This window comes from Bradyrhizobium neotropicale (assembly GCF_001641695.1).
GTDB lineage: Bacteria > Pseudomonadota > Alphaproteobacteria > Rhizobiales > Xanthobacteraceae > Bradyrhizobium > Bradyrhizobium neotropicale.
Map to the genome: position 1 here is coordinate 57,630 of NZ_LSEF01000059.1, position 22,608 is coordinate 80,237.

Here is a 22,608-nt window from a genome sequence, read left to right on the forward strand (position 1 = left end):
TGTTCAGGTGGCTAATCGCAGCGATGCTGCGCAGGCGTCGGCGCGCCGGTCTTGACGTATTTGCCGTCCCTGATGGTGTAGTCACCGCGTTCGCTGCGATTGTAGATCGCGCGCAGGTCGCCATCCTTGGACAGCAGCAGCCCGAACTCACGCGTCTGATGCAGCGATGGGAAGAACACCATCAGATTGAGCAGGCCCTCCGCATTGATCGAGGCGGCCACGACCTCGCTGTCATCCTTGGCCTCGCCGAAATTGCGCCGGTACATCACCCGGCCGTCGGGTCTGATCTCGTAAGTCAGCACCGCACCCCTGTCGCGGCCGGGCGGCAGCGCGCAGTCGACCGACCATGAGCCGAGCAGGCCCCATTGCTCGACCGTCGTCGCCAGCGTCTCGGCGCCGGCTCCAGATGTCAGCGCAGCGCACAGCAGCGCGGCTGCAGTCCAGCGGCTCAAGCAACGCATCATGTCCAAAGAAAGCCCCGCCCCTCGATCGAGCCCGAAGTCTAGCATTCTCACCCAGGCAGTCCATCAACCCTTCGCCAATTTGATCCGCGTCAATGAGGCGGTCCGGCCCTCAGGTAATATCGAGCTTCCGGAGGGTGATCGTGGATAGATCAATGCTGGATGAAGTCGTCGAATTCGCGGGCGATGTGCTGCCGGGAGGCTGCGCCGCGCCGCCTTATTCCGAGACCGCGTTCCTGGCCGAGCTCGGCGACCGGTTGCGGTCCTCGCGCCTGCGCTGCGCGCTGTCGCGCCGCGAACTTGCCCGCAGGTCGGGGATTTCCGAGCGCTATATCGCCCAGATCGAGGCGGGCAAGGGCAACGTGTCGATCGTGCTGTTGCTGCGGCTGGCCTCCGCTATACACGGCAGTCAGCCGCAGGCGGCCTGATCGTCGAGCCATCTAGGCGCGCGCCTTCTCCACATTGGCGCTGCGCGAGGGTACGCCGAACTCCTTGCGGCAGACCTCGGCCAAAACGGCGACGCCCTCGCGGATCTGCTGATGCGTCGGGCTGGCAAAGCATAGCCGCAGGCGCGGGCTCGAATGGCCCTTGTTGGTCGACCATTCCGGGCCCGGATTGATCGAGACCCCCGCGGCAAGCGCGGCCTGGTATAGTTTCAGCGTATCGACCTGATCGGGCAGTTTCACCCACAGGAAGATGCCGCCCTTCGGTTCCTCGAATTCCGCGGCCGTCCCGAACTGCTCGTTCAGGGCTTCCATCAGCGTATCGAGCTTGGTGCGCAGCGCTTTCGTCAGCGCCGGCACGTGGGTTGCGAAATGCGGCCTGCAATATTCGGCGAGCACCATCTGCTCCAGCGCGCCGGAGCCGGCATCCGTCTTCAACGACAGCATCCGCGACATCACCTCCCAGGGGGCGACGATGAAGCCGACGCGCAGCGCCGGTGCGATCGATTTCGAGAACGAGCCGATGTGGATCACCCCGCCCTTGGGGCTCATCGCGTAGATCGCCGGCGGGCGCTCTCCGGACCAGACGAGGTCGGCGTAGCAATCATCCTCGAAGATCGGCACGCCGTATTCGGCCGATAGCCGCAGCAGTTCGGCACGCCGGCTCTCCGGCATGATGCTGCCGGTCGGGTTCTGCACGGTCGGGATGGTGTAGATGTATTTCGGCCGGATGCCGCGGCTCTTCAAATCGGCCAACGTCGTCGCCAGCACGTCCATGCGCATGCCGTCTTCGTCGAGGGGGATGCCGATGGTGTTGACCCCGAGCCGGGTCAGGCGGTTGAGCGAGCCCTGATAAGTCTCCTGTTCGACGATCACGGTGTCACCGCGTGCCAGCAGCGTGTGGTTGACGAGGTCTAGCGCCTGCAGCGAGCCGGAGACAATCAGGAGATCGTCGACAGTGCAAGCGATGCCGGCATCGCGCTTGAGTTTTGCGACGAGGAATTCGCGGAGCGGCAAATAGCCTTGCGGCCCGTGCGCCAGGCCGTAGGTCGCGAGCGTCCGGCCCTCGCGCCGCAACACCGCGTCGACCGCTTCGATCAGCCGATCGACGGGCACCTGCTCGGAATCATTGTTGCCGCCGACGAAGCTGTATTTGGCAAGGCCCGTCCAGCGCGCAGTGGGGGCCGGCAACCCCGGCGGAAACAGGGGCGCGAAATCGAAGCTGGACGTCATGGGCGTTCCTCGTTCTGTTCTTGTTGAGCCGGCCGGCATTGCACCGGCTGGCCGGTTACTTCTTGCCGACCGTCCGGGTCGGACGGTCTTACTTCTTGCCGGCCGTCCGAGTCGGACGGCCCTGGCTGATGAAAGCGTAATGCGCGTTGGCGACGCCGCCAACCATCAGGGCTTCGACCACCGGCTCGGCGATTTCGCCCGTGGCGGCCCAGTCGACGATGAAGTTGGCTCCGGTGCCGCCGCGCACATCGTCGGTCGGAATGAAGATCGAGACGGTGGCGAGCGGTTTCAGTGCGACCGGTGCCTTCAGATAGCTCTCGACCTGCTTGCCTGTAGTGTCGAAATAGGCGATGCGTCTGACGACTAGCGGCTGGGTCTCGGACGCGTTGTGGACGCTGAGTGTCACCGAGAAGTCGACGCGCAGCTTGCCCTGGCTCATCGCGACGCTGGAATAGGCCGGCACATAGAAGCCGCCGGAAACCGCAAGTTCCTCCTTCGGCAGCGTGGTGAGCGAATCGACAAAGCCCTGCTCGATATTGACCTTGGGCTGCGCGACCGCGGATGGCATCGAGGCGAGCGGACATAGCAGCATTGCAGCGGCAAGCGCCGCCTGCATGTGACGAATTGCTCGCTTGCCGCGCCGCAACCCGTCTCTAGGGTGCGGCAAAACGGACCAATTTGGCATGCACGAACTCATTCGCGACATCACTCTCTGTATTCTGTTTGCCTGGATGCTGGGCTTGCTCGCCCATTTCTCCCGGCAACCGCTGATCCTGGCCTACCTTATCGCCGGCTTCTGCATAGGTCCATTCGGCGCCGGCTGGGTCAAGTCGCAGGAATCGATAAGCGTCATCTCCGAGCTCGGCCTGATCTTCATGCTGTTCATGATCGGGCTCGAGATCGACCTGAAGAAGATCGTGCGGGCAGGGCGAGTGATCCTGTTCGCGGCCGGGGGCCAGCTCCTCGGCGGCTGCCTGCTCGGCATCCTGTTCTTCGTCGGCATCGGCCTGTCGCTCGGCGGCGGGCACTTCGATGCGCTCTATCTCTGCGTCGCCTGCGCGCTCTCCAGCACCGTCATCATCGTCAAGGTGCTCTACGAGAAGCGCGAGCTCGACACGCTGCCTGGCCGCATCACGCTCGGCGTTATGGTGCTCCAGGACATCTTCGCCATCCTGTTCCTGGCGGTGCAGCCGAGCCTCGCCAATCTGCAGGTCAGCGTCATCCTGCTCTCGATCGGCCGCGTCGCGGTGCTGGTTGCAGCGGCGCTGCTGGTCAGCCGCTACGTGCTGCCGCGGCTGTTCCACCAGATCGCCCGCCGGCCCGAGCTGATCCTGCTCGGTGCGCTCGCCTGGTGCTTTCTGGTCGCCGAGACCGCCGAGCGGCTGTCGCTGTCACGCGAGATGGGCGCCCTGATCGCCGGCGTCTCGCTGTCGACCTTCCCCTATGCGCTCGACGTCACGGCCAAGGTCACGACCTTGCGGGACTTCTTCATCACGCTGTTCTTCGTCGCCCTCGGCATGACCATTCCGGTGCCGGGCCTCTCCGTCATCGGGCTCGCCTTGATGATTGCGGCCTTCACGGTGGTGAGCCGCGTCGTCACCACCTTCGCGCCCCTCTATCTGATGAAGCAGGGGTTGCGAGCCAGCTTGTTGCCGGCCATCAACCTCGCGCAGATCTCCGAGTTCTCGCTCGTGGTGATCCAGACCGGCGTCGCCGACCACCACATCGCGCCGCAGACGGCGAACGCGGCTTCCTTTGCCTTCGTGGTGCTGGCCGTGCTCTCGACTTTCGTGATGGTGCGCAGCGACGAGATCACGCGCTGGGCGATCGGGCCCCTCAAGCGGATCGGCCTGCGCGACCTCGACCATGGCAACGGCCATGCCGAGGAGGGGGACGAGGGCGGCCATGGCGAGGCCCGCCGCATCGTCATCCTCGGCTTTTTCCGTGCGGCGAGCGCGTTGCTGGCGGAGATCGAGCGTCAGGCGCCCGTGTTGCTGGAGCAGATCACGGTCGTTGATTTCAACCCCAATGTGTATCAGACCCTGCTCTCGCGCGGCCTGCACGTGATCTATGGCGACATCAGCAACGTCGATACGCTGGTTCATGCCGGCGTCGGCAAGTCCGAGATGATCATCCTCAGCGTGCCGGATTCGCTCCTGAAGGGCGCCACCAACGAGAAGCTGGTTCGCCACGTCCGCGCGCTCAACCCGAATGCCCTGATCGTCGCGACGGCCGACCTGCTGGCTGATGTCGGCGAGCTCTACACGGCGGGCGCCAGCTATGTCACGGTGACCCGGCTCGGCGACGCCCATGAGCTGTTCACGGTGATCGAGGCCGCCCAGGCCGGTCTCCTGGCCGACAAGCGGGCGGAGCTCGACCTGCGGCTGAGCGAGCGGCGCGAAGTGCTGCCCTGAGGGCATCCGGGCATCTTCCGCCTGACCGGACCGCGCCTATATCGCTGGTATCTTCGGTGCAAACCTGAAACCCCGTAAGCAGGCCAGCCGCCGGGCATATGTGGTTGCGCCCAGGACACTAGCGCGCCGGCCCAAGTCCGGCTAAGCCTCCGGCCATAACCGATAGAGATTGGGAAATGCCCGATACCGTTCAGGAAGTTTTGCAGGCCTTTGCCCGGGGTGAGCTCGTCGTCGTGACCGACGACGAAGACCGCGAGGGCGAGGGCGATCTCATTGTCGCGGCCTCGTTCTGCACGGCCGAGAAGATGGCGTTCATCATCCGCCACACCTCCGGCATCGTCTGTGCGCCGATCACCACCGAGGACGCGCGCCGCCTGCGGCTCGATCCGATGGTCGCCCACAATGACTCCGCCCACACCACCGCCTTCACAGTCTCGATCGACTACAAGCCTGACGGCGGCACCGGCATCTCGGCGGAGGAACGCGCCTCCTGCTGCCGCGCGCTCGCCAATCCCAATGTCGGCGCCGCCGACTTCGCCCGTCCGGGCCACATCTTCCCGCTGATCGCCAAGGACGGCGGTGTGCTCTTGCGCTCCGGCCACACCGAAGCGGCAGTCGATCTCTGCAAGCTTTCGGGGCTGCCGCCGGTCGGCGTGATCAGCGAATTGATGAACGATGATGGCAGCGTGATGAAGGGCGAGCAGGTCGCCCGCTTCGCCGCCCAGAACAAGCTCAAGCATGTCACGATCGCCGATCTGATCGCATATCGCCAGGCGCGCGAAAAACTGATCGAGCGGGTCGCGACCTTCGTCACCGAGAGCCCGATCGGCCCGCTCCAGGGTTATGCCTACCGCTCGCCCTTCGACTCCATCGCCCACGTCGCCTTCGTCTACAACGGGGTCGGCGACGGCAGGAACGTGCTGACGCGCTTCCACAAGCCGAACATCGTCAAGGACACCTTTACCGGCCACAAGCGCATGGCGGCCGTGCTCGAGCACTTCAAGAAATCCGGCCGTGGCGTGCTGGTGTACTTGCGCGACGGCGCGGCCGGCGTGCCGGTGTCGCCGCTGCCGGACGAGACGTCGACCGAGGCCGACCGCAACCGCCAGTGGCGCGAGGTCGGCGTCGGCGCGCAGATCCTGCGCGATCTCGGCGTCACCTCGATCCGGCATCTCACCTCTTCGGTGCACGACTACAAGGGATTGTCGGGCTTCGGCATCGAGATCGTTGCGAACGAACAGCTCGAGACCTGAGGCGTTGTCATTCGGGGCTGGCGCAAAGCGCCAGCCCCGGAGCCTCGATGTTGGTTGACGTCGAAAGATGTCGGGGGCGCATTGCGCGTCCCGGAATGACCGAAACCAGGATGCAATTGCACTTGTTGCCCCGGCGCTTTAATTTGTCGGGCAATTTTTAGACGGAACCAGACGCGAAAGGACGTTTCATGAGCGTGCGCCCTCAGGCCAAGGACAAGCCGGCTGCGGCTTCTTTCCAGTGGGACGATCCGTTCCTGCTCGACGAACAGCTCACCGAAGACGAACGTATGGTGCGCGACACCGCGCGCGCCTATGCCCAGGACAAGCTGCTGCCGCGCGTCTCCAAGGCCTATCTGGAAGAGAAGACCGATCGAGAGATCTTCAACGAGATGGGCGAGCTCGGCCTGATTGGCATCACGCTGCCGGAGGAATATGGCTGCGCCAACGCGAGCTATGTCGCCTACGGCCTCGTCGCGCGCGAGATCGAGCGGGTCGATTCCGGCTATCGCTCGATGAATTCGGTGCAGTCCTCGCTGGTGATGTATCCGATCTACGCCTATGGCGACGAGAACCAGCGCAAGAAGTACCTGCCGAAGCTTGCCAGCGGCGAGTGGGTCGGCTGCTTCGGCCTTACCGAGCCCGACGCCGGCTCCGACCCGGCTGGCATGAAGACCCGCGCCGAGAAGGTCTCGGACGGCTATCGCCTGACCGGCAGCAAGATGTGGATCTCGAACGCCCCGATCGCCGACGTCTTCGTGGTCTGGGCCAAGTCGGCCGAGCACGACAACCAGATCCGTGGCTTCGTGCTGGAGAAGGGCATGAAGGGCCTGTCCGCGCCGAAGATTGGCGGCAAGCTGTCCTTGCGTGCCTCGATCACCGGCGAAGTCGTGATGGACGGTGTCGTGGTTCCGGAAGACGCGCTGCTGCCCAACGTTTCCGGCCTGAAGGGTCCGTTCGGCTGTCTCAACCGCGCCCGCTACGGCATCTCCTGGGGCGCGCTTGGCGCCGCCGAGGACTGCATGCACCGCGCTCGCCAGTACACGCTCGACCGCAAGCAGTTCGGCAAGCCGCTCGCCGCGACCCAGCTCGTGCAGAAGAAGCTCGCCGACATGGAGACCGAGATCGCGCTGGGCCTGCAGGCCTCGCTGCGCGTCGGCCGCCTGATGGACGAGGGCAAGTTCGCGCCCGAGATGATCTCGATCGTCAAGCGCAACAATTGCGGCAAGGCGCTCGATATCGCGCGCGTCGCGCGCGACATGCACGGCGGCAACGGCATCTCGATCGAGTACCATGTGATGCGCCACGTCCATAACCTCGAGACGGTCAACACCTATGAGGGCACCCACGACGTCCACGCCCTGATCCTTGGCCGCGCCATCACGGGCATCCAGGCGTTCTTCTAAGTACGTCTTCCGTCATTCCGGGGCGCGCAAAGCGCGCCCCCGGAATCTCGGGCCGCATCATCCTGTTCAATCGAGATTCCGGGTCTGGCCCTGACGGGCCGTCCCGGAATGACGTCAAAGAACAAAGAAGAAGCCATGTCCGACAACGACGACGTCCCGTTCAACCGCAATTTCCCGCTGAAGCCTGGAATCGTCGAGGAAGTCCGTCCCGGCGTGCGACGCGTGCTGTGCGACAATCCGAGCCCGTTCACCTTCACCGGTACGGTCAGCTACATCGTCGGCAAGGGTAACGTCGCGATCATCGATCCCGGTCCGGACAGCGGGGCGCATGCGGCCGCGCTGCTCGATGCCGTTCGCGGCGAGACCGTGAGCCACATCCTTATCACCCATACCCACCGCGATCACTCGCCCAACACGGGGCGGATCAAGCAGGCGACCGGAGCGACCGTCTACGCCGAGGGGCCGCACCGCGCCTCGCGACCGCGCTTCGAGAGCGAGAAGCACAATCCGGAGTCCGGTGCCGACCGCGACTTCGCGCCCGACGTCAGGATCGCTCATGGCGACGTCATCGAAGGCGCCGGCTGGCGGCTCGAGGCCGTGGCGACGCCCGGCCATACCGCCAATCATCTGGCGTTCGCCTGGCCCGAGCGAAAGTTCAACTTCGTCGGCGATCACGTGATGGGCTGGTCGACCTCGATCGTGGCGCCGCCCGACGGCTCGATGATCGACTATATGGACTCGCTCGAGCGGCTGGCTGCGCGCGAGGAGGATCTCTATTTTTCCGGCCATGGACCGGAGATCCCGGATGGGCCGCGCTTCGTGCGCTTCCTGATCCGCCACCGCAAGGCGCGCGAGGCGTCAATCCTGCACCGCCTCGCCAAGGGCGAGGCCGATATCCCTACCATGGTGCGGGCGATCTATATCGGCATCGATCCGCGGCTGACGACGGCCGCCGGCTATTCCGTGCTGGCGCATTTGGAGGATCTGGTCGCCCGCGGCGTGGTCGCGACGGACGGCGATCCCGTGATTTCCGGGACGTACAGGATGGCGAGCACCTAGCTCCACCCGTCATTCCGGGGCGATGCGCAGCATCGAGCCCGGAATCCATTCATCCACCAACCCTGCTGCCCGATGGATTCCGGGTTCGGTCCTGCGGACCGCCCCGGAATGACGCTAGCGCGTCACTTCTTCACCGTCTTCGCCGGCGCCTTCGGCGGGATGACCGGCGTCTTCTTCACCGGCTTCAGCGCGTCGGAATCGGCCGCGGTGTTGAGATCGTCGATGAACTTGGTGACGCGCGCGGCGTTGCTGCCGAGGTCGCTGTCGAAATAACGCGAGGCGGAGCGGATATCGACGCGGGAATCGTCGCCATCAGGCGCGACCCGGATCGAGACATCCTCGCGGAACCCCATGATCGGCGTGCGCGCCACCGCCTCGATGCGGCCGATGCGGCGCGGCGGCTGCGGCGCGCGCTCGTCGATGACGAGCCATTTGCGCTTGTTGACGAGCTGAAGCGCCAGCGCATAGGCGCGCTCGGCGGTGATTTCCAGCTCGATCGGCTCGATGTCGGGATAGAAGTGGCGCTGCTGCTCGGCCGAGTAGAGGCCGGCATACACCGCTGGGTTGGTGCCGTCGCCGGTGCGCAGGCGCGCCAGCGCGTCGAAGCGCGGCGGGTCGATCGGATCGGTGGTGATGTCGTGGATCGCCGGCAGCCTGCGGTATTGAAGGGCGAGGTAGGCAGGATAAGCGAGGATCAGCGCGTTGATCAGGAAGGCGAGCAGGATGCGCCCCATCCCGCGCGAACCGTTCTGCCAGATCGCCGCAAAGCCGGCGAGCCCGAACAGGAACGAGAGCCCGGCGATCGCGAGCCCGCCGAAGAAGGTGGCGAGCGCCGGCTTCGGCTCCAAGAAGCCGAAGCGGACGATGATGATCGACACCACCACCGCCACCACAGCGAACACAGCCAGATTGCGCGCCCAGCTCGCGAGGCTGGACACTGGCTCCGACTGATAGGGAGCGGAAAACCTGCGGGCCATCGACGAAAACTGCCGGGTTGGAGCTTGGCCCGCCGCCAGGGGGGCCAGTTGGAAACTGGCTGCTTGAGACCACGGCGGCCCGGCAATTTCAAGGTTTGCGGGCCATATGGCACAGAGAACAGGCGGGAATCTGCAACTTAATTGATTAACCATTCAATCGAAATGATCTTTAGTTGTAGATTGACTTGGTCGCAATTTCGCCTCAAGGCTCTACTGCAGGTTGTCGGAACCGCCGAAGCGAGGGACTGTCCCAGCGAGAGGGACATCAGCGAACGGCAGTCAAAAAAGAACAACGGCAGGAACAACGGCGGGCGTCAGCCGGAAACGTTGTAAGAGTGACCTCAGCTCCCGGTTGTGCAGCAAAAGGCTGACCGGATGTGCGCGGTTGCGCTCATGGGCTGCATGGATCGCAAACAGCGTAGCCGGTACCGACCAGCGCGGCTGGCGGCCAGCCCCATCAGGGCGAGTGTTCAGTATGAGTGGTGGACCGCACGAAGGCTATATCGATCCGCACGATCCGATGTACTACGCGCCGCGCAGCTTGCGCGAGCGGACGATGCAGACGGCGGCGCCGAGACGGTCCGCGGAGCATCCATCGTCGACTGCCGATGGTCCGCCCTTGCCATCGCCCGGCAACCCGCGACGTCGTGACCATTCGGACGTGTTCTCCAAAGCCGTCGCCCAAGCCATGCACGAGGCGATGGAGCCCATCGAGGTGCCGGCCGCCCTCCGTAACTCGGGAAGGCGCGCGCTGCTCAGCGTCGTGGTCAGGTTCGCGATCGCGGTAGCAGTTGCGGGGGGCATCGCGCTGATTCTCGTCATGGTCATTCCGGCGTCGCAAAGGCCCGGAGTTCAATCGAACGACGCCACATCGATCTCGTCGCTTTGGCAATCGGTGAAAGCCGCGATCGGTCCGGCACCGCAACGCAAGCAGGTCGCGAGCCTTGCGGTGGAGGACAGCAGCGGGCCTGCCAACGCTCCCTTGCCGCTCGGGATGCGCCTGGGTGCTCCCCCTTCCGGCGCTATCGTTGCCATCAACGGACTGCCAGGCGACGCGCGGTTGACGTCGGGCAAGCGCGTTGCCAACGAGTGGCGCGTGCCCGCGTCGGAAATTTCCGCCGTGTCGGTCATTCCGCCACATGGTTTCGCCGGTCAGATGGTCGCGATGGCAGAATTGCGTGACAGTAACGGCGCCGTGCTCGTGGTTGGCTCGAGCCGGCTTTCCTGGAAACCCGCAGTCACAGTCGCTCCGCAACCGTCGGCCGCCGTCACGGCCGTACCGCCGGCGCGCTCCGTGGTGGCCTCCCCACCGCCGCAGACGGACGCCGTGCGCAACCTGGATCCGAAGGAAATTTCTGGCCTCGTCAAACGTGGACAGGATTTGCTCACCAGCGGCGACGTCTCGGCGGCGAGGCTACTGCTGCTGCGCGCGGCCGAAGGAGGAGACGCGCGTGCCGCGCTGCTGGTGGCCAGGACGTACGATCCGACCGTGCTTAAGCAGTTGGGCGCCAGTGGACCGCTTGCGGACCTCGCGCAGGCCCGGAATTGGTACCAGAAAGCAAAAGAATGGGGCGACCCCGAAGCGCAGCGACAGCTTGATACGCTCATGCCCACCCGCTGATCCCGGCACCGTGCGTCGCGCGCGCCTGTCAATCTCGACCATCCGGAGCTTCACGACATGATCATCCGACGTTTGACCGACCTGGCATTCGGCTGCGCGGCCGGCGTCGGGCTGCTGCTGACGACGCCGGCCTTTTCCCAGGACCGGGGAGGAGAGGTCGATCCGGCCGCAGTGAGCGAGGGCCTGAAGGCGATTTTCAGCTATTCCAGCACCAGCAAGAGCACGCGTGAGCGGCTCAACGCCAACACCGTGACGCTGATGTCAGGCACGATCGGCGGAACCTATGTCCAGTTCGGCGCCGACCTTGCCTCCGCGCTGGATGACGGCGACCGGATGCGCGTGCTGCCGATCATCGGGAGGGGCTCGGTCCAGAGCATCGCGGACATCCTGTTCCTCAAGGGGGTCGATCTCGGCATCGTGCGCGCCGATACGCTCGATTACCTGGAAAGGAAGGGTTACACCGGCAACATCCGCAACCAGTTTGTCTACATCACGAAGCTCTACAATGAGGAGATGCACGTCGTCGCGCGGTCGTCGATCCGCAACCTTGCCGATCTGAACGGCCGGCGTGTTGCCGTCGACTTGCCGAACGGAGGCACTTTCGTCACCGCGATCACGATCTTCGAGAGGCTCGGCATCAAGCCGGTCTACGCCTATATCGAGCAGCGCATCGCCTATGAAAAACTGAAGAACGGCGAGCTCGACGCGGTGATCGCGGTGCAGGGAAGTCCCTCTAAGGCCGTGAGCCAGGTGACTGGAGACGGCCTGCATTTCGTGCCGATCCCGTATAGCGGGCCCTTGCAGAGCGACTATCTTCCATCTGTCCTCAAGGCGGAGGACTATCCTTCACTGATCCCGCCGGGCGGCCGCGTTGACACGATCGCTGTGCCCGCCATCCTTGCGGCCTACAACTGGCCCGCAAAGACCGAGCGATACGGCAAGGTGGAGCATTTCGTTCAGGTCTTCTTCGACCGCCTGAAAGACCTGCAGCGGCCGCCCTTCCATCCGAAGTGGAAGGAGGTGGTGTTGAGCGCGCCACTGAAGGGATGGAATCGCTTTCCGCCGGCGCAGGAGTGGCTGGACCAGCATTCCGGTCCGGCCTCCGACACACGCGCGAGATTCGACCGGTTCCTGGCCGCGCAGACCCGAGAAACCGGTCAGCAGGGCACGCGAACGCCGGAACAGGACGAGGCGCTCTATCAACAATTCCTGAAATGGCAGAAGAGCTCCGGCCAGGCAGATGCAAAGCACTAGATCCGCCGAAGGTGGACCAGATCATGATCATTCTGCCTGCCTGACCTCGATACGTCCGGAGGGCCCAGAGGGCGTCACGAGATTGGATCGAGTTGCGTTCGTGATGAAACCGATCTCCCCCGCAAGCGGGGGAGATGAAGCGAGTTCGCAACCGCAGGACCGAACCGGTTTTTGGGCAAGCTATTCCGGTCCGCTCACGCCGCCGCGTTGGGGAAGCGGTAGTCCTTGAACTGGTCGCGCAGCGCCGTCTTCAGGATCTTGCCTGTTGCCGTATGCGGGATGCCGTCGACGAAGGCGACGTCGTCGGGCATCCACCATTTGGCGATCTTGCCGTCCATGAACTTCAGGATGTCCTCGCGCGTGGCCTGCTGCCCCTGCTTGAGCTGGACGATCAGCAGCGGACGCTCGTCCCATTTGGGGTGGAAGACGCCGATCACGGCGGCCTCCGCCACGGCCGGGTGACCCACCGCGAGGTTCTCCAGGTCGATCGAGGAGATCCACTCGCCGCCGGACTTGATCACGTCCTTGGAGCGGTCGGTGATCCGCATGTAGCCGTCCTCGTCGATGGTCGAGACGTCACCGGTGTCGAAGAAGCCCTCCTCGTCGAGGATGTTGGCGTCGACCCGGTAATAGGCCTTGGCTACCGCAGGGCCCGAAACCTTCAGGCGGCCGAACGTCTTGCCGTCCCAAGGCAGTTCCTTGCCGGAATCGTCGGTGATCTTCATCTGCACGGCGAACGGCGCATAGCCCTGCATTTGAAGCACGTCGAGCCGCGTATCGCCGGTCGCGTCGCTGAACGGCGGCTTCAGCGCCGAGACGCTACCGATCGGGCTCATCTCGGTCATGCCCCAAGCATGACGCACGTTCGAGCCCATGTCGAGGAAGGCCTTGATCATCGAGCGCGGCATCGCCGAGCCACCGCAGATCACCATCTTCAAATCCGGCAGCTTCAGATTGTTGGCGGCCATGTGCTGGATTAGCATCAGCCACACTGTCGGCACGCCGGCGGTGTGCGTCACCTTCTCGGTCGAGAGCAGCTCGTAGACCGAAGCGCCGTCGAGCTTGGCGCCTGGCATCACCAGCTTGGTGCCCTGTGAGGGCGCGGAGAAGGCGATGCCCCAGCTGTTAGCATGGAACAGCGGCACCACCGGCAACATTGTCTCGGAGGCGCTGGTGCCGAGCGCGTCGACATTGTTGGCCATCAGCGCGTGCAGCACGTTGGAGCGATGCGAATACAACACACCCTTGGGATCGCCCGTCGTGCCGGACGTGTAGCACATCGCGGCCGCTGTGTTCTCGTCAAAATCCTTCCATTTGAACTTGCCGTCGGCCTCCGCGATCCAGTCCTCGTAGGCGACCACATTCTTCAGCGTGGTCTCGGGCATATGCCCCTTGTCGGTGAGAATGACGTAGCGCTCCACGCTCGGGAGCTTGTCGGCGATCTTCTCCAGGACCGGAACGAAGGTGAGGTCGGTCATCACGATGCGGTCCTGCGCATGGTTGATGATCCAGGCGATCTGCTCGGGGAAAAGGCGGGGATTGACGGTATGGCAGATGGCGCCGATGCCCATGATGCCGTACCAGACTTCGAGGTGGCGCCAGGTGTTCCAGGCGATGGTGGCGATACGGTCACCGAGCTTGATGCCGTCGCGCTCCAGCATCTGCGAGACCTTGAGCGCGCGCTTGTGGATTTCGGCATAGTTGGTGCGATGGATCGGTCCCTCGATCGATCGCGTGACGACCTCCTGCTTGCCATGAATCCTGGCGGCGTGTTCGATGATCCGGTGGCAGAGCAGGGGCCAATCTTGCATCAAACCAAGCATTCCGACGTTCCTCCGAGAATTCGCTGGGCGGGTTATTGCTCTCAGCGCGGGCCAAAGAATTGTCATGAATTTTAGCCTGCAGGAGTTTCGCCGCAAATGGTCTTGTCGCGGCTATATGTCCGCCCGTGCGGCAATGGTTACCGCCGCGCTCGGGATGTCGCTCGTTCTGGTGGAGACGGCGGAGGCGCGAAAATTTGCTGCCCCGCTGGATATCTTTGGCATTGGTACACCACGGCCGCGCGGAGCGGTGCATTCGGCCAAAAAAATCTCCCCGCAAATCCCCTTGCCGAGACCGCGTCCGGATGAGGCGCAAAAGGGGTCTGACAAGACCGAACCGGAGATTCCGGCGGCCGAGGGCAAGCCTTCCCCTGACAAGGCTCCCGCCGAAAAGCCGAGCGAGCCCTCAACGGCGGAGCGCCAGCCGGCGGAGCCCAAGGTCTCGGCCTGCCGGCTCGCGCTGACCGAGGAGATCGCGATCGCGCCGTCCATTCCCGATGTCCGCGGCCCCGGCGGCTGCGGCGGCGATGACCTGGTACGACTGGAGGCGATCGTGCTGCCGGACAAGCGCAAGGTGGCGGTGAAGCCGGCCGCGATCCTCCGCTGCACGATGGCGTCCGCGATCGCCGACTGGGTGCGCTCGGACATGGTACCGCTCGCCGCGAGCCTCGGATCCACGATCAGCGATCTCGATAATTTCGACTCCTTCGAGTGCCGTGGCCGCAATCGCATCGTCGGCGCGATGCTGTCCGAGCACGGCAAGGCGAATGCGCTCGACGTGCGTTCGCTCAAGCTCGCCAACGGCCAGTCGATCGGCCTGACCGACCGCGCCGTGTCGCGCGAGGTGCGCGAGCGCGTGCTGCATTCAGTCTGCTCGCGCTTCACCACCGTGCTCGGCCCGGGCTCGGACTGGTACCACGAGGACCATATCCACCTTGATCTCGCGCAGCGGCGCAACGACTACCGGATCTGCCAGTGGAACGTCTGGGATCCCCTGCCGCACGTCGCGCCGTTGCTCCCGGTGGAGCGCCCCGAGGAGGCACCGCCGCGCGAAGTCGCAGCGAAATCCGACAAGGCCAAGGACGGGGCAAAGGACGGGGTCAAGGACGGAGCTGAGAAGGACGGGGCCGAGGAGGGAGATGCGGCCGTAGCGGCGGACAAGCCGTCGCCTGACGCCAAACCCAGCCCGCCGCCGCGCAAGGGCGCAACAAAAAAGCGCCGGTGAAACCGGCGCTTTTGGATCTCAGAGATCAGGAGGCGATCAGTAGCTGCCGGCCTGACCGGTCTGGCTGCTGCCGAGCGCCAGCCGCGAGTTGTACGGGGAGTCGCCGTGCTTCGGTTCGAGCACGACCACGATGGTGCCGACCTTCACGCGGTTGTAGAGGTCGATCGCGTCCTCGTTGGTCAGGCGGATGCAGCCCGAGGAGATCGAGGCGCCGATATATTCCGGCTGGTTGGTGCCGTGGATGCGGAACAGCGTGTCCTTGCCGCCCGAGTAGAGATACATCGCGCGCGAGCCCATCGGATTGTCCGGGCCGGGGGCAACATAGGTCGGCACGCCCAGGCGCGAAATCTCGCCGGGGGTCGGGTGCCAAGCCGGCCACTCGGTCATGCTGCCGACCTTGGCGATGCCGGACCAGGCCATGGCTTCTTCGCCGACGGTGATGCCGTAACGGATCGCCTTGCCGCCATCCATCACGTAGTAGAGGTAGTGATTGTCGGAATCGACCACGATCGAGCCCGGCGATTCCTTGCGGTGGTAATCGACGATGGCGCGCCGGAACGGCTCCGCAACGGGGGTGTTCTCGTACCGGACCTTGGCAAGGAGTTCCTTGTCCTTCGGCTTAAAGGCCTTGGTGTCGGTCGCCTCGAAATGTGTCGCCTGCATACAACCAGACAACATCAGACCGGCGGCCAAAATACCGAACTTAACTTTCAGCGACGACATGGTTTGGTTCTTCCAATCAAGCAATACCGCGCAGGACCTGAGCTTACCGCCACAGTTCCCTCGACTCCGTTAATCCCATTATCGTTGAAATCTGCCACAATTCCAGCATTTAGGGCGTTTTCCCGCGCTGCAAGGCCGAAGCTGTGGCTTTTTTGCCGCAAGTTTTGCGGGCTTGGGCGGATTTTTGGGCAAGGCGTGCCCAACTCTCGATCACGTGTCACGGTTGGGCCACAGGGCGGCCACAAATGCAAAGGCCTCGTTAATGTGCTTGTCATCATGAACTTGTCAGAATCGCGCTAAGGGGGTCTTGGTCGCTCTGAGGCCTCATCTGGAGTTGTTGATGTTTTCCGTGTTTGTTCCGTCCGAGTCCTCCCTGAAGAAGGCCGTCGTCGAAGATCTCTCGGCGCTGCCCGAGACCGCGGTGTGGATCGACCTGTTCAACCCGACCTCCGTCGAGGACAAGGCGGTGGAACGACTGGCGGGGATCGCGATCCCGACCCGGGAAGACATGCAGGAGATCGAGATCTCCAGCCGCCTCTATATCGAGAACGGCGCGCGCTACATGACCGCGACGCTGATGTGCCAGTCCGACACCGACATGCCCCGGACCACGGCGGTGACCTTCATCCTCGGCGACCATCGCCTGGTGACGGTGCGCTACGACCAGCCCAAGCCGTTCTCACTGGTGGAGGCCAAGCTCGCCCGGACCTGCACCCCGGCCATCACCGGCGAGATGGTGCTGATGGAACTCTTGGACGCCGTGATCGACCGCTGCGCCGACATTCTGGAACGCTGCGGCGCCGAGATCGACCAGGTCTCGCACGACATCTTCGAGCCCGAGAGCGAGCGCCACGGCCACGCCAAGCAGTATTCGCAGATCCTGATCGCGATCGGCCGCAAGGGCGACCTGACCTCCAAGGTCCGCGAGAGCCTGGTCTCGATCGGCCGCCTCGTCACCTTCCTCTCCGCGGTGGTCGAAGGCGTCAAATGGTCCAAGGACATGCGCGAGCAACTCAAGACCATGCAGCGCGACGTGGCGTCCCTGACCGACCACGCGTCCTATCTGTCCAACAAGATCACCTTCGTGCTCGACGCCATGCTCGGCGTCGTCAATCTCGAGCAGAACAACATCATCAAGCTGTTTTCGGTCATGGCCGTTGTCCTGATGCCGCCGACGCTGATCGCCTCGATCTACGGCATGAACTTCAAAGTGATGCCGGAGCTCGAATGGGTGCACGGCTATCCCATGGCGCTGGTGATGATGCTGATCGCGGCGATCGTTCCGTACTGGATCTTCAAGTTCAAGAAGTGGCTCTAGCGCACAATACGGACCCGAAGGGCCGTGCGCTGGCACAAAGTGCACAGCGGTTTTCCCTCGCGACAACACGGAACGCGTTTGCGCGGTGATCATGCTCAAAAGGAGATACCTACCGAGACCTTACGCCGTTCGCAGAGAGGCGGCGCCTAGTGTCGCAGAATAGATCGAGATTCTGGCCGCGAAGTGATGTGTGCGCTCTGCCCCAATTCCTCCGGTAAAATTTGAGCGGTGGGCTGAACGTTTGGGCGAAACTTGTCTGCGATAAGACAGGGGTAGCCGCGAGGAACAGCCATGGTTGAAAAACGCATAACATCGCCCCGCAACGTCATCGATCTGGCGAGCTATCGTCAGGTCCTGGCGAGCGGCATGGTGATGTCGGCACGCCTGTGCCGGCACTGTGGTGCTCCGCTGCTCGATGGCGAGAACGATGACGACTGCTCGACCGCATTCAGCACGGCCGCTCCGCGGCTGCGCGAGAGGTCACGTCGGATTCGAGTCGAATGAGCAACGGAAGGTAAGGGCGATCCAGGTCTTGCGGCGGCCTTGTCTGGATCGCCTTGCTTCCGTCTACGCGCCAAAGATTTCCGCGACATCCTTGATCTGAGACGTCATTCCGGGTTCGTCCTTCGGGCGTCCCGGAATGCCCGCAAGCATCTACACGTGCTGGCCGCCGTTGATGTGGATCTCGGCGCCATTGACGTAGGACGAGGTGTCCGTGCACAGCACGTAGATGATCTTGGCGACCTCGTCCGGCGTGCCGAGCCGGTGCATCGGAATCTGCTGGTCGACGATCTTCTCGGTGCCCGGCGACAGGATAGAGGTGTCGATCTCGCCCGGCGCGATCGCGTTGACGCGCACGCCGACGCGGCCGAAGTCGGACGCCATCTCGCGCGTCAGCGCGGCGAGCGCGGCCTTCGAGGTGGCATAGGCGGCGCCCGCGAAGGGATGCACGCGCGAGCCCGCGATCGAGGTGACGTTCACCACCGATCCCTTGGCCGCCTTCAATTCCTCGATCAATCCGCGCGCCATCATGATCGGCGCGAAGAAGTTGACGTGGAAGACGTGGGTCCAGGTGTCTAGGTCGGTGTCGACCGAGCCGAGCCGGCTGCCGCCCGGGCCCTTCGGCGAGATCGCGGCGTTGTTGACGAGCGCGTGCAGGGTGCCGCCCTCGAGACGGCGGCGGATCTCGCTGATCGCGCGCGCGGTATCCTCGGGGTCGCCGAGGTCGACCTGGATGTGATCCTCAGGGCCTGCATCCCACGGGCAGTCCTCCGGAAACGGATGCCGCGAGCAGGTGATGACGCGCCAGCCCGCCGAGGAGAAGCGGATTACGGTGGCATGGCCGATGCCGCGGCTGGCGCCGGTGAGGAGCAGCGTACGTCGCGGCACGTTGGATGGATGCGGCATGGAGATCTTTCAGGTCAAGGATACATCCGCGTCTTGGACCACGGCTGGCCGACGGCGTCACGACGAAATTCGATGCGGTCATGCAGGCGGAATGGGCGGTCGTGCCAGAACTCGATGCGCAACGGCGTGATGCGCCAGCCGCTCCAACCCGGCGGCCGCGGTACCTCGCCGATGACGTGTCTGGCGGCGACCTTGGCGATCGCCTGCTCGAAGGCGAAGCGGCTTTCCAGCGCTTCGGACTGCTTGCTGGCCCAGGCGCCGATCTGGGCCTGCTTGGGGCGGGTAGCGAAATAGGCGTCGGCTTCCGCATCAGTCACCGGCGTCACGTTGCCGCGGATGCGGACCTGGCGGCGCAGCGACTTCCAGTGAAAAAGTAACGCCGCCTTAGGATTTGCGGCGAGTTCGCGGCCCTTCTGGCTCGCGATGTGGCTGTAGAAGACGAAACCGTCGGTATCGAAGCCCTTCATCAGCACCATGCGCACGTCCGGCAGGCCGTCCGGGTCGACGGTTGCGAGCGCCATTGCGTTGGGATCGTTGGGCTCGCTCTTGATCGCTTCGTTCAGCCAGGCCTCGAACAGCACGAACGGCTCGTCGGCGGCGGTGAAATCACCGGATGTTAAGGGTGTCTGGTGTTTCATCGAGGTCGTGTCGGTCATGTCCGGAGTCCGAGTTGCGTCCCGCGGCCCAAAGCGCGTTGTTGTCTGCTCTCGCCCTATATAGGGCATGGGGACCCGTTGGCCTATCGGCGATCCGCCCGTCCGGCCTCGTCATGACAATGATTCTGATCGGCCTCGGTGCCGGCGGCTGCAGCTTCTCCCGCAATGACAGCGGCGGTCCCTTCGCCAAGGCCGACGAAAGCGACCTCACCGGCTCGATCACGCGATCCGCGAAGGACGCCGCGCCGACCGAGACCGATCTCGCCTTTGCCCGCAATGCCGCTTCCGATGTGCTGAGCAAGGGTGACAAGGATTCCAGCCAGCATTGGGAGAATCCGGAGACCGGGGCGCGCGGCTCGGTGACGCCGATCGCACAATCCTATGCTGCTGAGGATGGCCGCAAGTGCCGCGATTTCCTGGCCAGCTACGTCAACGGCAACACCGAAAGCTGGCTCCAGGGGGCCGGCTGCCAAAGCAGCCATGGTCGCTGGGAGATTCATACGCTAAAGCCGTGGCGGAGCTAGGAATCGTCTCGCGACCCTAGTTGCAAAAATGCCACTCGCCCTCCACATGAAGTGCAGGTGGGGCGGGGAGCCCTTTGAAAACATCGATATCCCTTTGAAGGAGACGTGACGGATGCGCGACCCCTATGAGGTCTTGGGGGTGCCGCGGAGCGCCAACGCTGCCGCGATCAAGAGCGCCTATCGCAAGCTTGCGAAAAAGCATCATCCCGACAGCAACAAGGACGACCCGAAGGCCGCCGAGCGCTTCGCCGAGATCAACACCGCCAACGAGATCCTCGGCGATGAGGACAAGCGCAAGCAGTTCGACCGCGGCGAAATCGACGCCGACGGCAAGCCGCGCTTCCAAGGCTTTCCGGGCGGCGGCGGTCCGCGCGGGCGGGCGGGTCCCGGCGGCTTCGAGAGCTATACGTTCCGTAGCGGTGGCACTGGCGGCGGAGCCGGCGCGGGTGCGTTCGAGGATATCCTCAACAGCATGTTCGGCGGCGGAATGCGCGGTGCGCGGCCCGGCGCCGGCGGCGGTGCCCAGTTCGAATTCGACACCGGCGGGATCGGGCTCGATCTGGACCTGAACGTCGCCATGACCGTCTCGCTGGAGGAGTCGGTGAAAGGCGGGGATAAGCGCGTCCGGCTGCCGAACGGCAAGGAACTCAACGTCAAGATTCCGGCCGGCGTCACCGAAGGCCAGCAGATTCGGCTGCGGGGGCAGGGCGAGACCGCGCAGGGCCATCCGCCCGGCGACCTCCTGATCACCATCAGCATCGCTCCGCACCCGTTCTTCAAGGTCGAGGGCGCCGACCTGCGGATCGATCTGCCGGTCACGCTCTACGAGGCCGTGCTCGGCGGCAAGGTCCGCGTGCCCACCCTCGGCAATGCCGTGGAGCTGTCTGTCCCGAAAAACACCTCCAGCGGCCGGACCTTCCGCCTCAAGGGCAAGGGCCTGCCGAAGGCGGCTGGAACCGGTGATCTCTTCGTCACCATCAGGATTATGCTACCGGATGGGAACGACGCCGAGCTTGAAGCATTGATGGAGAAGTGGCGGGATCAACACCCCTACAATCCGCGCAGCGGGCTCGGCTAGGGCGCTGGCCGAGACCGTCTTCACATGGGAGCACTCTCTTCCCGACAGATGATGCTCGGACACAATACGCCTGGAGCGCAGTAGCGCTTCGACGCTAAGCGGCCTCGGCGTGTCGGCTGCCCGGCGGGGCAGCCGCCAAAAAGGTGCGGCCTCGAGAGGGGGACCAGCGCGGTACCAAAAACCCCAATCGAGGCCGCCCGCGTCGATCGGCGGATCGAACGCTGCTCATTTTCGCGTGATCATCCGGTGCGATAATGAGACGCACGCATGTCTTGATTCCAAATTTTCAATGTCGGAATCGAGGCACGGCGGTCGTCAGCTGATTATGTTCCGTTTTTCTCGGTTTGGTCGTAGACCGCCTGCGCCACTTTGGTCAGCCGGTCACGGTCGCCGCCGCCGGTGACGACATAGCCGACGCCACCGTCGGCCCAGAACACCGCCCCGTCCCTGTCCGCCTTGGCATAGCGCATTTGCGTCGCGCCGCTCTCGGTTTTGGCGGTGTAGATCGTGAACCGCTCGCCCGAGGGGCTCTCATACATCAGGAATGACGCTGGGCCGTTCGGCCCCGGCAGCAGCCGGCCGCCGACCAGCTTGAGCCCACTCGCTTCCAGGTTCGGCGCGAACACGGTCCAGCCGCAGCGCTTGGTCAGCCAGGCCTGGAGATGGTCGCGCTCGTTGCCGGGGACCTCGACGGGGTGGCGGACCTCGACGACATAGAGGCGGTGAGCGTCGAGCGCGTCCTCCGTGAAGCTCTGGAAGGTCGAGGGCGATTTGGCGGCGCCATGGGCGATCCAGCCGGCCGTGCCGCCGGCAACGAACGCAACCAGGGTGGCCGCGGCGGCGCCAAAGAACCATCGCCTGGGGCGGCGCTCCAGCCGCTCGAGCTCCAGACGCGCCGGCACGGGCTCATGAGCGACGGCGTCGTAGCGGGCGTGCAGCAATTCGGCCATCGCGCGCCAGGATTGCACCCGCTCGGCATCCTCGGGGTTGGCGGCAAGCCAGGCCTCGACGTCGGCGCGGCGCTCGGCCGGCAGCTCGCCATCGACATAAGCGTGCAGTTCGTCCTCGGTCACTGAAGTCTTGCGGTCGTTCATATCGGTCGTCTCTGGCTCTGCGGCCCAAAATATCGTTCGCGACTTACTTGCGCGTTGCGCCTCTGCATGCGGAGGATGCGAGACACGCGATGCATCAATCCCGCCATCATTTCACCCGCCTGAGCGCCGGGCGCTCACCTTCCAGCGATGCTTTAACGTGAGCGCGGGCCCGCGCCAGCCGGGACATTACGGTGCCGATCGGTACGCCCTGGATGTCGGCGACCTCGCGGTAGCTGAGGCCCTCCAGCATCACCAGCAGCAGCACCGAGCGCTGCTCCTCGACGAGCGTTGTCAGCGCCTTCTCGATGTCGCGTCCTTCGGCTTCCGTGCCGCTGGCATCCGGGTTGTTCTCCGTCAGCTGCATGAACTGCGGCCGCCGCGCCAGCGAGCGGCGGCGATTCTTGTTGAGGTTCGTCAGGATGGTGTAGAGCCAGCTCCTGACGTCGCCTCCGAGGAACAGCCGCTCCGAGCGCAGCGCCCGCACCAAGGTGTCCTGCACGAGATCGTCGGCCGCATCCGCATCGCGCGTGAGCGCGCGGGCGTAACGGCGCAACGCCGGGATCATCGCTTCCACACTCTGGCGAAATGCACTCATGCCGTCTTGAAGTCCTGCCGATCGGCGCGAGCGCCTCAACGATCATAACA

The 22,608-nt window shown here is 64.3% G+C and carries 22 protein-coding genes; 12 read left to right on the forward strand and 10 right to left on the reverse strand.

The features are described 5' to 3' along the window. Positions 1-11 precede the first annotated feature (11 nt). The gene (locus AXW67_RS19765) at positions 12-461 is read right to left on the reverse strand and encodes a hypothetical protein (RefSeq protein WP_245315646.1); all 450 of its coding nucleotides are present in this window, start codon (positions 459-461) and stop codon (positions 12-14) included. Positions 462-616: 155 nt separating this feature from the next. On the opposite strand from AXW67_RS19765, the gene AXW67_RS19770 reads away from it, so the two are divergent. Continuing rightward, entirely contained in the window at positions 617-889 is a 273-nt protein-coding gene (locus tag AXW67_RS19770; RefSeq protein ID WP_063679201.1) for a helix-turn-helix domain-containing protein, read from the forward strand. Positions 890-901: 12 nt separating this feature from the next. On the opposite strand, the gene AXW67_RS19775 is transcribed toward AXW67_RS19770, so the two are convergent. Both AXW67_RS19775 and AXW67_RS19780 read right to left on the reverse strand, forming a co-directional pair. Then, on the reverse strand, positions 902-2,137 hold the full coding sequence (locus tag AXW67_RS19775) for an aminotransferase-like domain-containing protein (protein ID WP_063679202.1): 1,236 nt from the start codon (positions 2,135-2,137) through the stop codon (positions 902-904). An 88-nt stretch (positions 2,138-2,225) separates the two neighbouring features. Continuing rightward, positions 2,226-2,753: a DUF3124 domain-containing protein gene (locus AXW67_RS19780; protein WP_027554276.1), complete on the reverse strand. Its 528-nt coding sequence runs from the start codon at positions 2,751-2,753 to the stop codon at positions 2,226-2,228. Positions 2,754-2,820: 67 nt separating this feature from the next. Between AXW67_RS19780 and AXW67_RS19785 the strand changes: the two genes are divergently transcribed. The 4 genes from AXW67_RS19785 (at position 2,821) to AXW67_RS19800 (ending at position 8,266) form a co-directional block, all read left to right on the forward strand. Next, positions 2,821-4,551, forward strand: coding sequence for a cation:proton antiporter (locus AXW67_RS19785; protein WP_063679203.1), 1,731 nt, complete (start codon positions 2,821-2,823; stop codon positions 4,549-4,551). 176 nt (positions 4,552-4,727) lie between these two features. Then, positions 4,728-5,804 carry a 3,4-dihydroxy-2-butanone-4-phosphate synthase gene (gene ribB, locus AXW67_RS19790; RefSeq protein WP_063679204.1) on the forward strand — a complete coding sequence of 359 codons (1,077 nt, stop codon included), beginning with the start codon at positions 4,728-4,730 and terminating at the stop codon, positions 5,802-5,804. A gap of 188 nt (positions 5,805-5,992) precedes the next feature. Then, the gene (locus tag AXW67_RS19795) at positions 5,993-7,207 is read left to right on the forward strand and encodes an acyl-CoA dehydrogenase (protein ID WP_027554278.1); all 1,215 of its coding nucleotides are present in this window, start codon (positions 5,993-5,995) and stop codon (positions 7,205-7,207) included. Between the two features lie 135 nt (positions 7,208-7,342). Then, complete coding sequence (locus tag AXW67_RS19800; protein ID WP_063679252.1) at positions 7,343-8,266, forward strand: MBL fold metallo-hydrolase; 924 nt, start codon at positions 7,343-7,345, stop codon at positions 8,264-8,266. 122 nt (positions 8,267-8,388) lie between these two features. Here the strand turns inward: AXW67_RS19800 and AXW67_RS19805 are convergent, their stop codons facing one another. After that, positions 8,389-9,243, reverse strand: a complete 855-nt coding sequence (locus tag AXW67_RS19805) for a DUF1499 domain-containing protein (protein ID WP_063679205.1) — start codon at positions 9,241-9,243, stop codon at positions 8,389-8,391. A gap of 475 nt (positions 9,244-9,718) precedes the next feature. Here AXW67_RS19805 and AXW67_RS19810 point away from each other — a divergent pair, with 475 nt between their 5' ends. After that, on the forward strand, positions 9,719-10,864 hold the full coding sequence (locus tag AXW67_RS19810) for a hypothetical protein (RefSeq protein WP_245315638.1): 1,146 nt from the start codon (positions 9,719-9,721) through the stop codon (positions 10,862-10,864). A gap of 57 nt (positions 10,865-10,921) precedes the next feature. Continuing rightward, complete coding sequence (locus AXW67_RS19815) at positions 10,922-12,118, forward strand: TAXI family TRAP transporter solute-binding subunit (protein ID WP_063679206.1); 1,197 nt, start codon at positions 10,922-10,924, stop codon at positions 12,116-12,118. A gap of 194 nt (positions 12,119-12,312) precedes the next feature. Here AXW67_RS19815 and AXW67_RS19820 read toward each other — a convergent pair whose 3' ends face one another. Beyond that, entirely contained in the window at positions 12,313-13,941 is a 1,629-nt protein-coding gene (locus AXW67_RS19820) for a fatty-acid--CoA ligase (RefSeq protein WP_063679207.1), read from the reverse strand. Between the two features lie 64 nt (positions 13,942-14,005). Here AXW67_RS19820 and AXW67_RS19825 point away from each other — a divergent pair, with 64 nt between their 5' ends. After that, positions 14,006-15,163, forward strand: a complete 1,158-nt coding sequence (locus tag AXW67_RS19825; protein WP_063679208.1) for an extensin family protein — start codon at positions 14,006-14,008, stop codon at positions 15,161-15,163. A gap of 36 nt (positions 15,164-15,199) precedes the next feature. Here the strand turns inward: AXW67_RS19825 and AXW67_RS19830 are convergent, their stop codons facing one another. Beyond that, positions 15,200-15,886 (reverse strand): L,D-transpeptidase, encoded by a 687-nt coding sequence (locus tag AXW67_RS19830; RefSeq protein WP_027554285.1) that lies wholly within the window; start codon positions 15,884-15,886, stop codon positions 15,200-15,202. A gap of 340 nt (positions 15,887-16,226) precedes the next feature. Between AXW67_RS19830 and AXW67_RS19835 the strand changes: the two genes are divergently transcribed. Together AXW67_RS19835 and AXW67_RS19840 are read left to right on the forward strand one after the other, a co-directional pair. Beyond that, entirely contained in the window at positions 16,227-17,204 is a 978-nt protein-coding gene (locus AXW67_RS19835) for a magnesium transporter CorA family protein (protein WP_063679209.1), read from the forward strand. Positions 17,205-17,495: 291 nt separating this feature from the next. Continuing rightward, positions 17,496-17,708: a hypothetical protein gene (locus AXW67_RS19840; RefSeq protein WP_063679210.1), complete on the forward strand. Its 213-nt coding sequence runs from the start codon at positions 17,496-17,498 to the stop codon at positions 17,706-17,708. A gap of 150 nt (positions 17,709-17,858) precedes the next feature. Here AXW67_RS19840 and AXW67_RS19845 read toward each other — a convergent pair whose 3' ends face one another. Continuing rightward, the gene (locus AXW67_RS19845; RefSeq protein WP_027554287.1) at positions 17,859-18,611 is read right to left on the reverse strand and encodes an SDR family NAD(P)-dependent oxidoreductase; all 753 of its coding nucleotides are present in this window, start codon (positions 18,609-18,611) and stop codon (positions 17,859-17,861) included. Positions 18,612-18,625: 14 nt separating this feature from the next. Continuing rightward, entirely contained in the window at positions 18,626-19,267 is a 642-nt protein-coding gene (gene pdxH / locus AXW67_RS19850; protein WP_027554288.1) for a pyridoxamine 5'-phosphate oxidase, read from the reverse strand. Between the two features lie 113 nt (positions 19,268-19,380). On the opposite strand from pdxH, the gene AXW67_RS19855 reads away from it, so the two are divergent. Both AXW67_RS19855 and AXW67_RS19860 read left to right on the forward strand, forming a co-directional pair. Then, positions 19,381-19,791 (forward strand): RT0821/Lpp0805 family surface protein, encoded by a 411-nt coding sequence (locus AXW67_RS19855; RefSeq protein WP_027554289.1) that lies wholly within the window; start codon positions 19,381-19,383, stop codon positions 19,789-19,791. Positions 19,792-19,903: 112 nt separating this feature from the next. Continuing rightward, on the forward strand, positions 19,904-20,869 hold the full coding sequence (locus tag AXW67_RS19860; RefSeq protein ID WP_027554290.1) for a DnaJ C-terminal domain-containing protein: 966 nt from the start codon (positions 19,904-19,906) through the stop codon (positions 20,867-20,869). Between the two features lie 323 nt (positions 20,870-21,192). On the opposite strand, the gene AXW67_RS19865 is transcribed toward AXW67_RS19860, so the two are convergent. Both AXW67_RS19865 and AXW67_RS19870 read right to left on the reverse strand, forming a co-directional pair. Continuing rightward, positions 21,193-21,963 carry an anti-sigma factor family protein gene (locus AXW67_RS19865; protein ID WP_027554291.1) on the reverse strand — a complete coding sequence of 257 codons (771 nt, stop codon included), beginning with the start codon at positions 21,961-21,963 and terminating at the stop codon, positions 21,193-21,195. Between the two features lie 106 nt (positions 21,964-22,069). Further along, complete coding sequence (locus tag AXW67_RS19870; protein WP_027554292.1) at positions 22,070-22,558, reverse strand: sigma-70 family RNA polymerase sigma factor; 489 nt, start codon at positions 22,556-22,558, stop codon at positions 22,070-22,072. Positions 22,559-22,608: the final 50 nt, after the last annotated feature.

Excerpts from the sequence above, each read along its gene's own strand:
- AXW67_RS19780 (WP_027554276.1), bottom strand. The coding sequence starts at position 2,753 with ATGCAGGCGGCGCTTGCCGCTGCAATGCTGCTATGTCCGCTCGCCTCG.
- AXW67_RS19805 (WP_063679205.1), bottom strand. The coding sequence starts at position 9,243 with ATGGCCCGCAGGTTTTCCGCTCCCTATCAGTCGGAGCCAGTGTCCAGC.
- AXW67_RS19770 (WP_063679201.1), top strand. The coding sequence starts at position 617 with ATGCTGGATGAAGTCGTCGAATTCGCGGGCGATGTGCTGCCGGGAGGC.
- AXW67_RS19815 (WP_063679206.1), top strand. The coding sequence starts at position 10,922 with ATGATCATCCGACGTTTGACCGACCTGGCATTCGGCTGCGCGGCCGGC.
- AXW67_RS19765 (WP_245315646.1), bottom strand. The coding sequence starts at position 461 with ATGCGTTGCTTGAGCCGCTGGACTGCAGCCGCGCTGCTGTGCGCTGCG.
- AXW67_RS19800 (WP_063679252.1), top strand. The coding sequence starts at position 7,343 with ATGTCCGACAACGACGACGTCCCGTTCAACCGCAATTTCCCGCTGAAG.
- ribB (WP_063679204.1), top strand. The coding sequence starts at position 4,728 with ATGCCCGATACCGTTCAGGAAGTTTTGCAGGCCTTTGCCCGGGGTGAG.
- AXW67_RS19810 (WP_245315638.1), top strand. The coding sequence starts at position 9,719 with ATGAGTGGTGGACCGCACGAAGGCTATATCGATCCGCACGATCCGATG.
- AXW67_RS19830 (WP_027554285.1), bottom strand. The coding sequence starts at position 15,886 with ATGTCGTCGCTGAAAGTTAAGTTCGGTATTTTGGCCGCCGGTCTGATG.
- AXW67_RS19825 (WP_063679208.1), top strand. The coding sequence starts at position 14,006 with ATGAATTTTAGCCTGCAGGAGTTTCGCCGCAAATGGTCTTGTCGCGGC.
- AXW67_RS19865 (WP_027554291.1), bottom strand. The coding sequence starts at position 21,963 with ATGAACGACCGCAAGACTTCAGTGACCGAGGACGAACTGCACGCTTAT.
- AXW67_RS19840 (WP_063679210.1), top strand. The coding sequence starts at position 17,496 with ATGGTTGAAAAACGCATAACATCGCCCCGCAACGTCATCGATCTGGCG.
- AXW67_RS19845 (WP_027554287.1), bottom strand. The coding sequence starts at position 18,611 with ATGCCGCATCCATCCAACGTGCCGCGACGTACGCTGCTCCTCACCGGC.
- pdxH (WP_027554288.1), bottom strand. The coding sequence starts at position 19,267 with ATGACCGACACGACCTCGATGAAACACCAGACACCCTTAACATCCGGT.
- AXW67_RS19795 (WP_027554278.1), top strand. The coding sequence starts at position 5,993 with ATGAGCGTGCGCCCTCAGGCCAAGGACAAGCCGGCTGCGGCTTCTTTC.
- AXW67_RS19775 (WP_063679202.1), bottom strand. The coding sequence starts at position 2,137 with ATGACGTCCAGCTTCGATTTCGCGCCCCTGTTTCCGCCGGGGTTGCCG.
- AXW67_RS19855 (WP_027554289.1), top strand. The coding sequence starts at position 19,381 with ATGACAATGATTCTGATCGGCCTCGGTGCCGGCGGCTGCAGCTTCTCC.
- AXW67_RS19835 (WP_063679209.1), top strand. The coding sequence starts at position 16,227 with ATGTTTTCCGTGTTTGTTCCGTCCGAGTCCTCCCTGAAGAAGGCCGTC.
- AXW67_RS19820 (WP_063679207.1), bottom strand. The coding sequence starts at position 13,941 with ATGCTTGGTTTGATGCAAGATTGGCCCCTGCTCTGCCACCGGATCATC.
- AXW67_RS19785 (WP_063679203.1), top strand. The coding sequence starts at position 2,821 with ATGCACGAACTCATTCGCGACATCACTCTCTGTATTCTGTTTGCCTGG.
- AXW67_RS19860 (WP_027554290.1), top strand. The coding sequence starts at position 19,904 with ATGCGCGACCCCTATGAGGTCTTGGGGGTGCCGCGGAGCGCCAACGCT.
- AXW67_RS19870 (WP_027554292.1), bottom strand. The coding sequence starts at position 22,558 with ATGAGTGCATTTCGCCAGAGTGTGGAAGCGATGATCCCGGCGTTGCGC.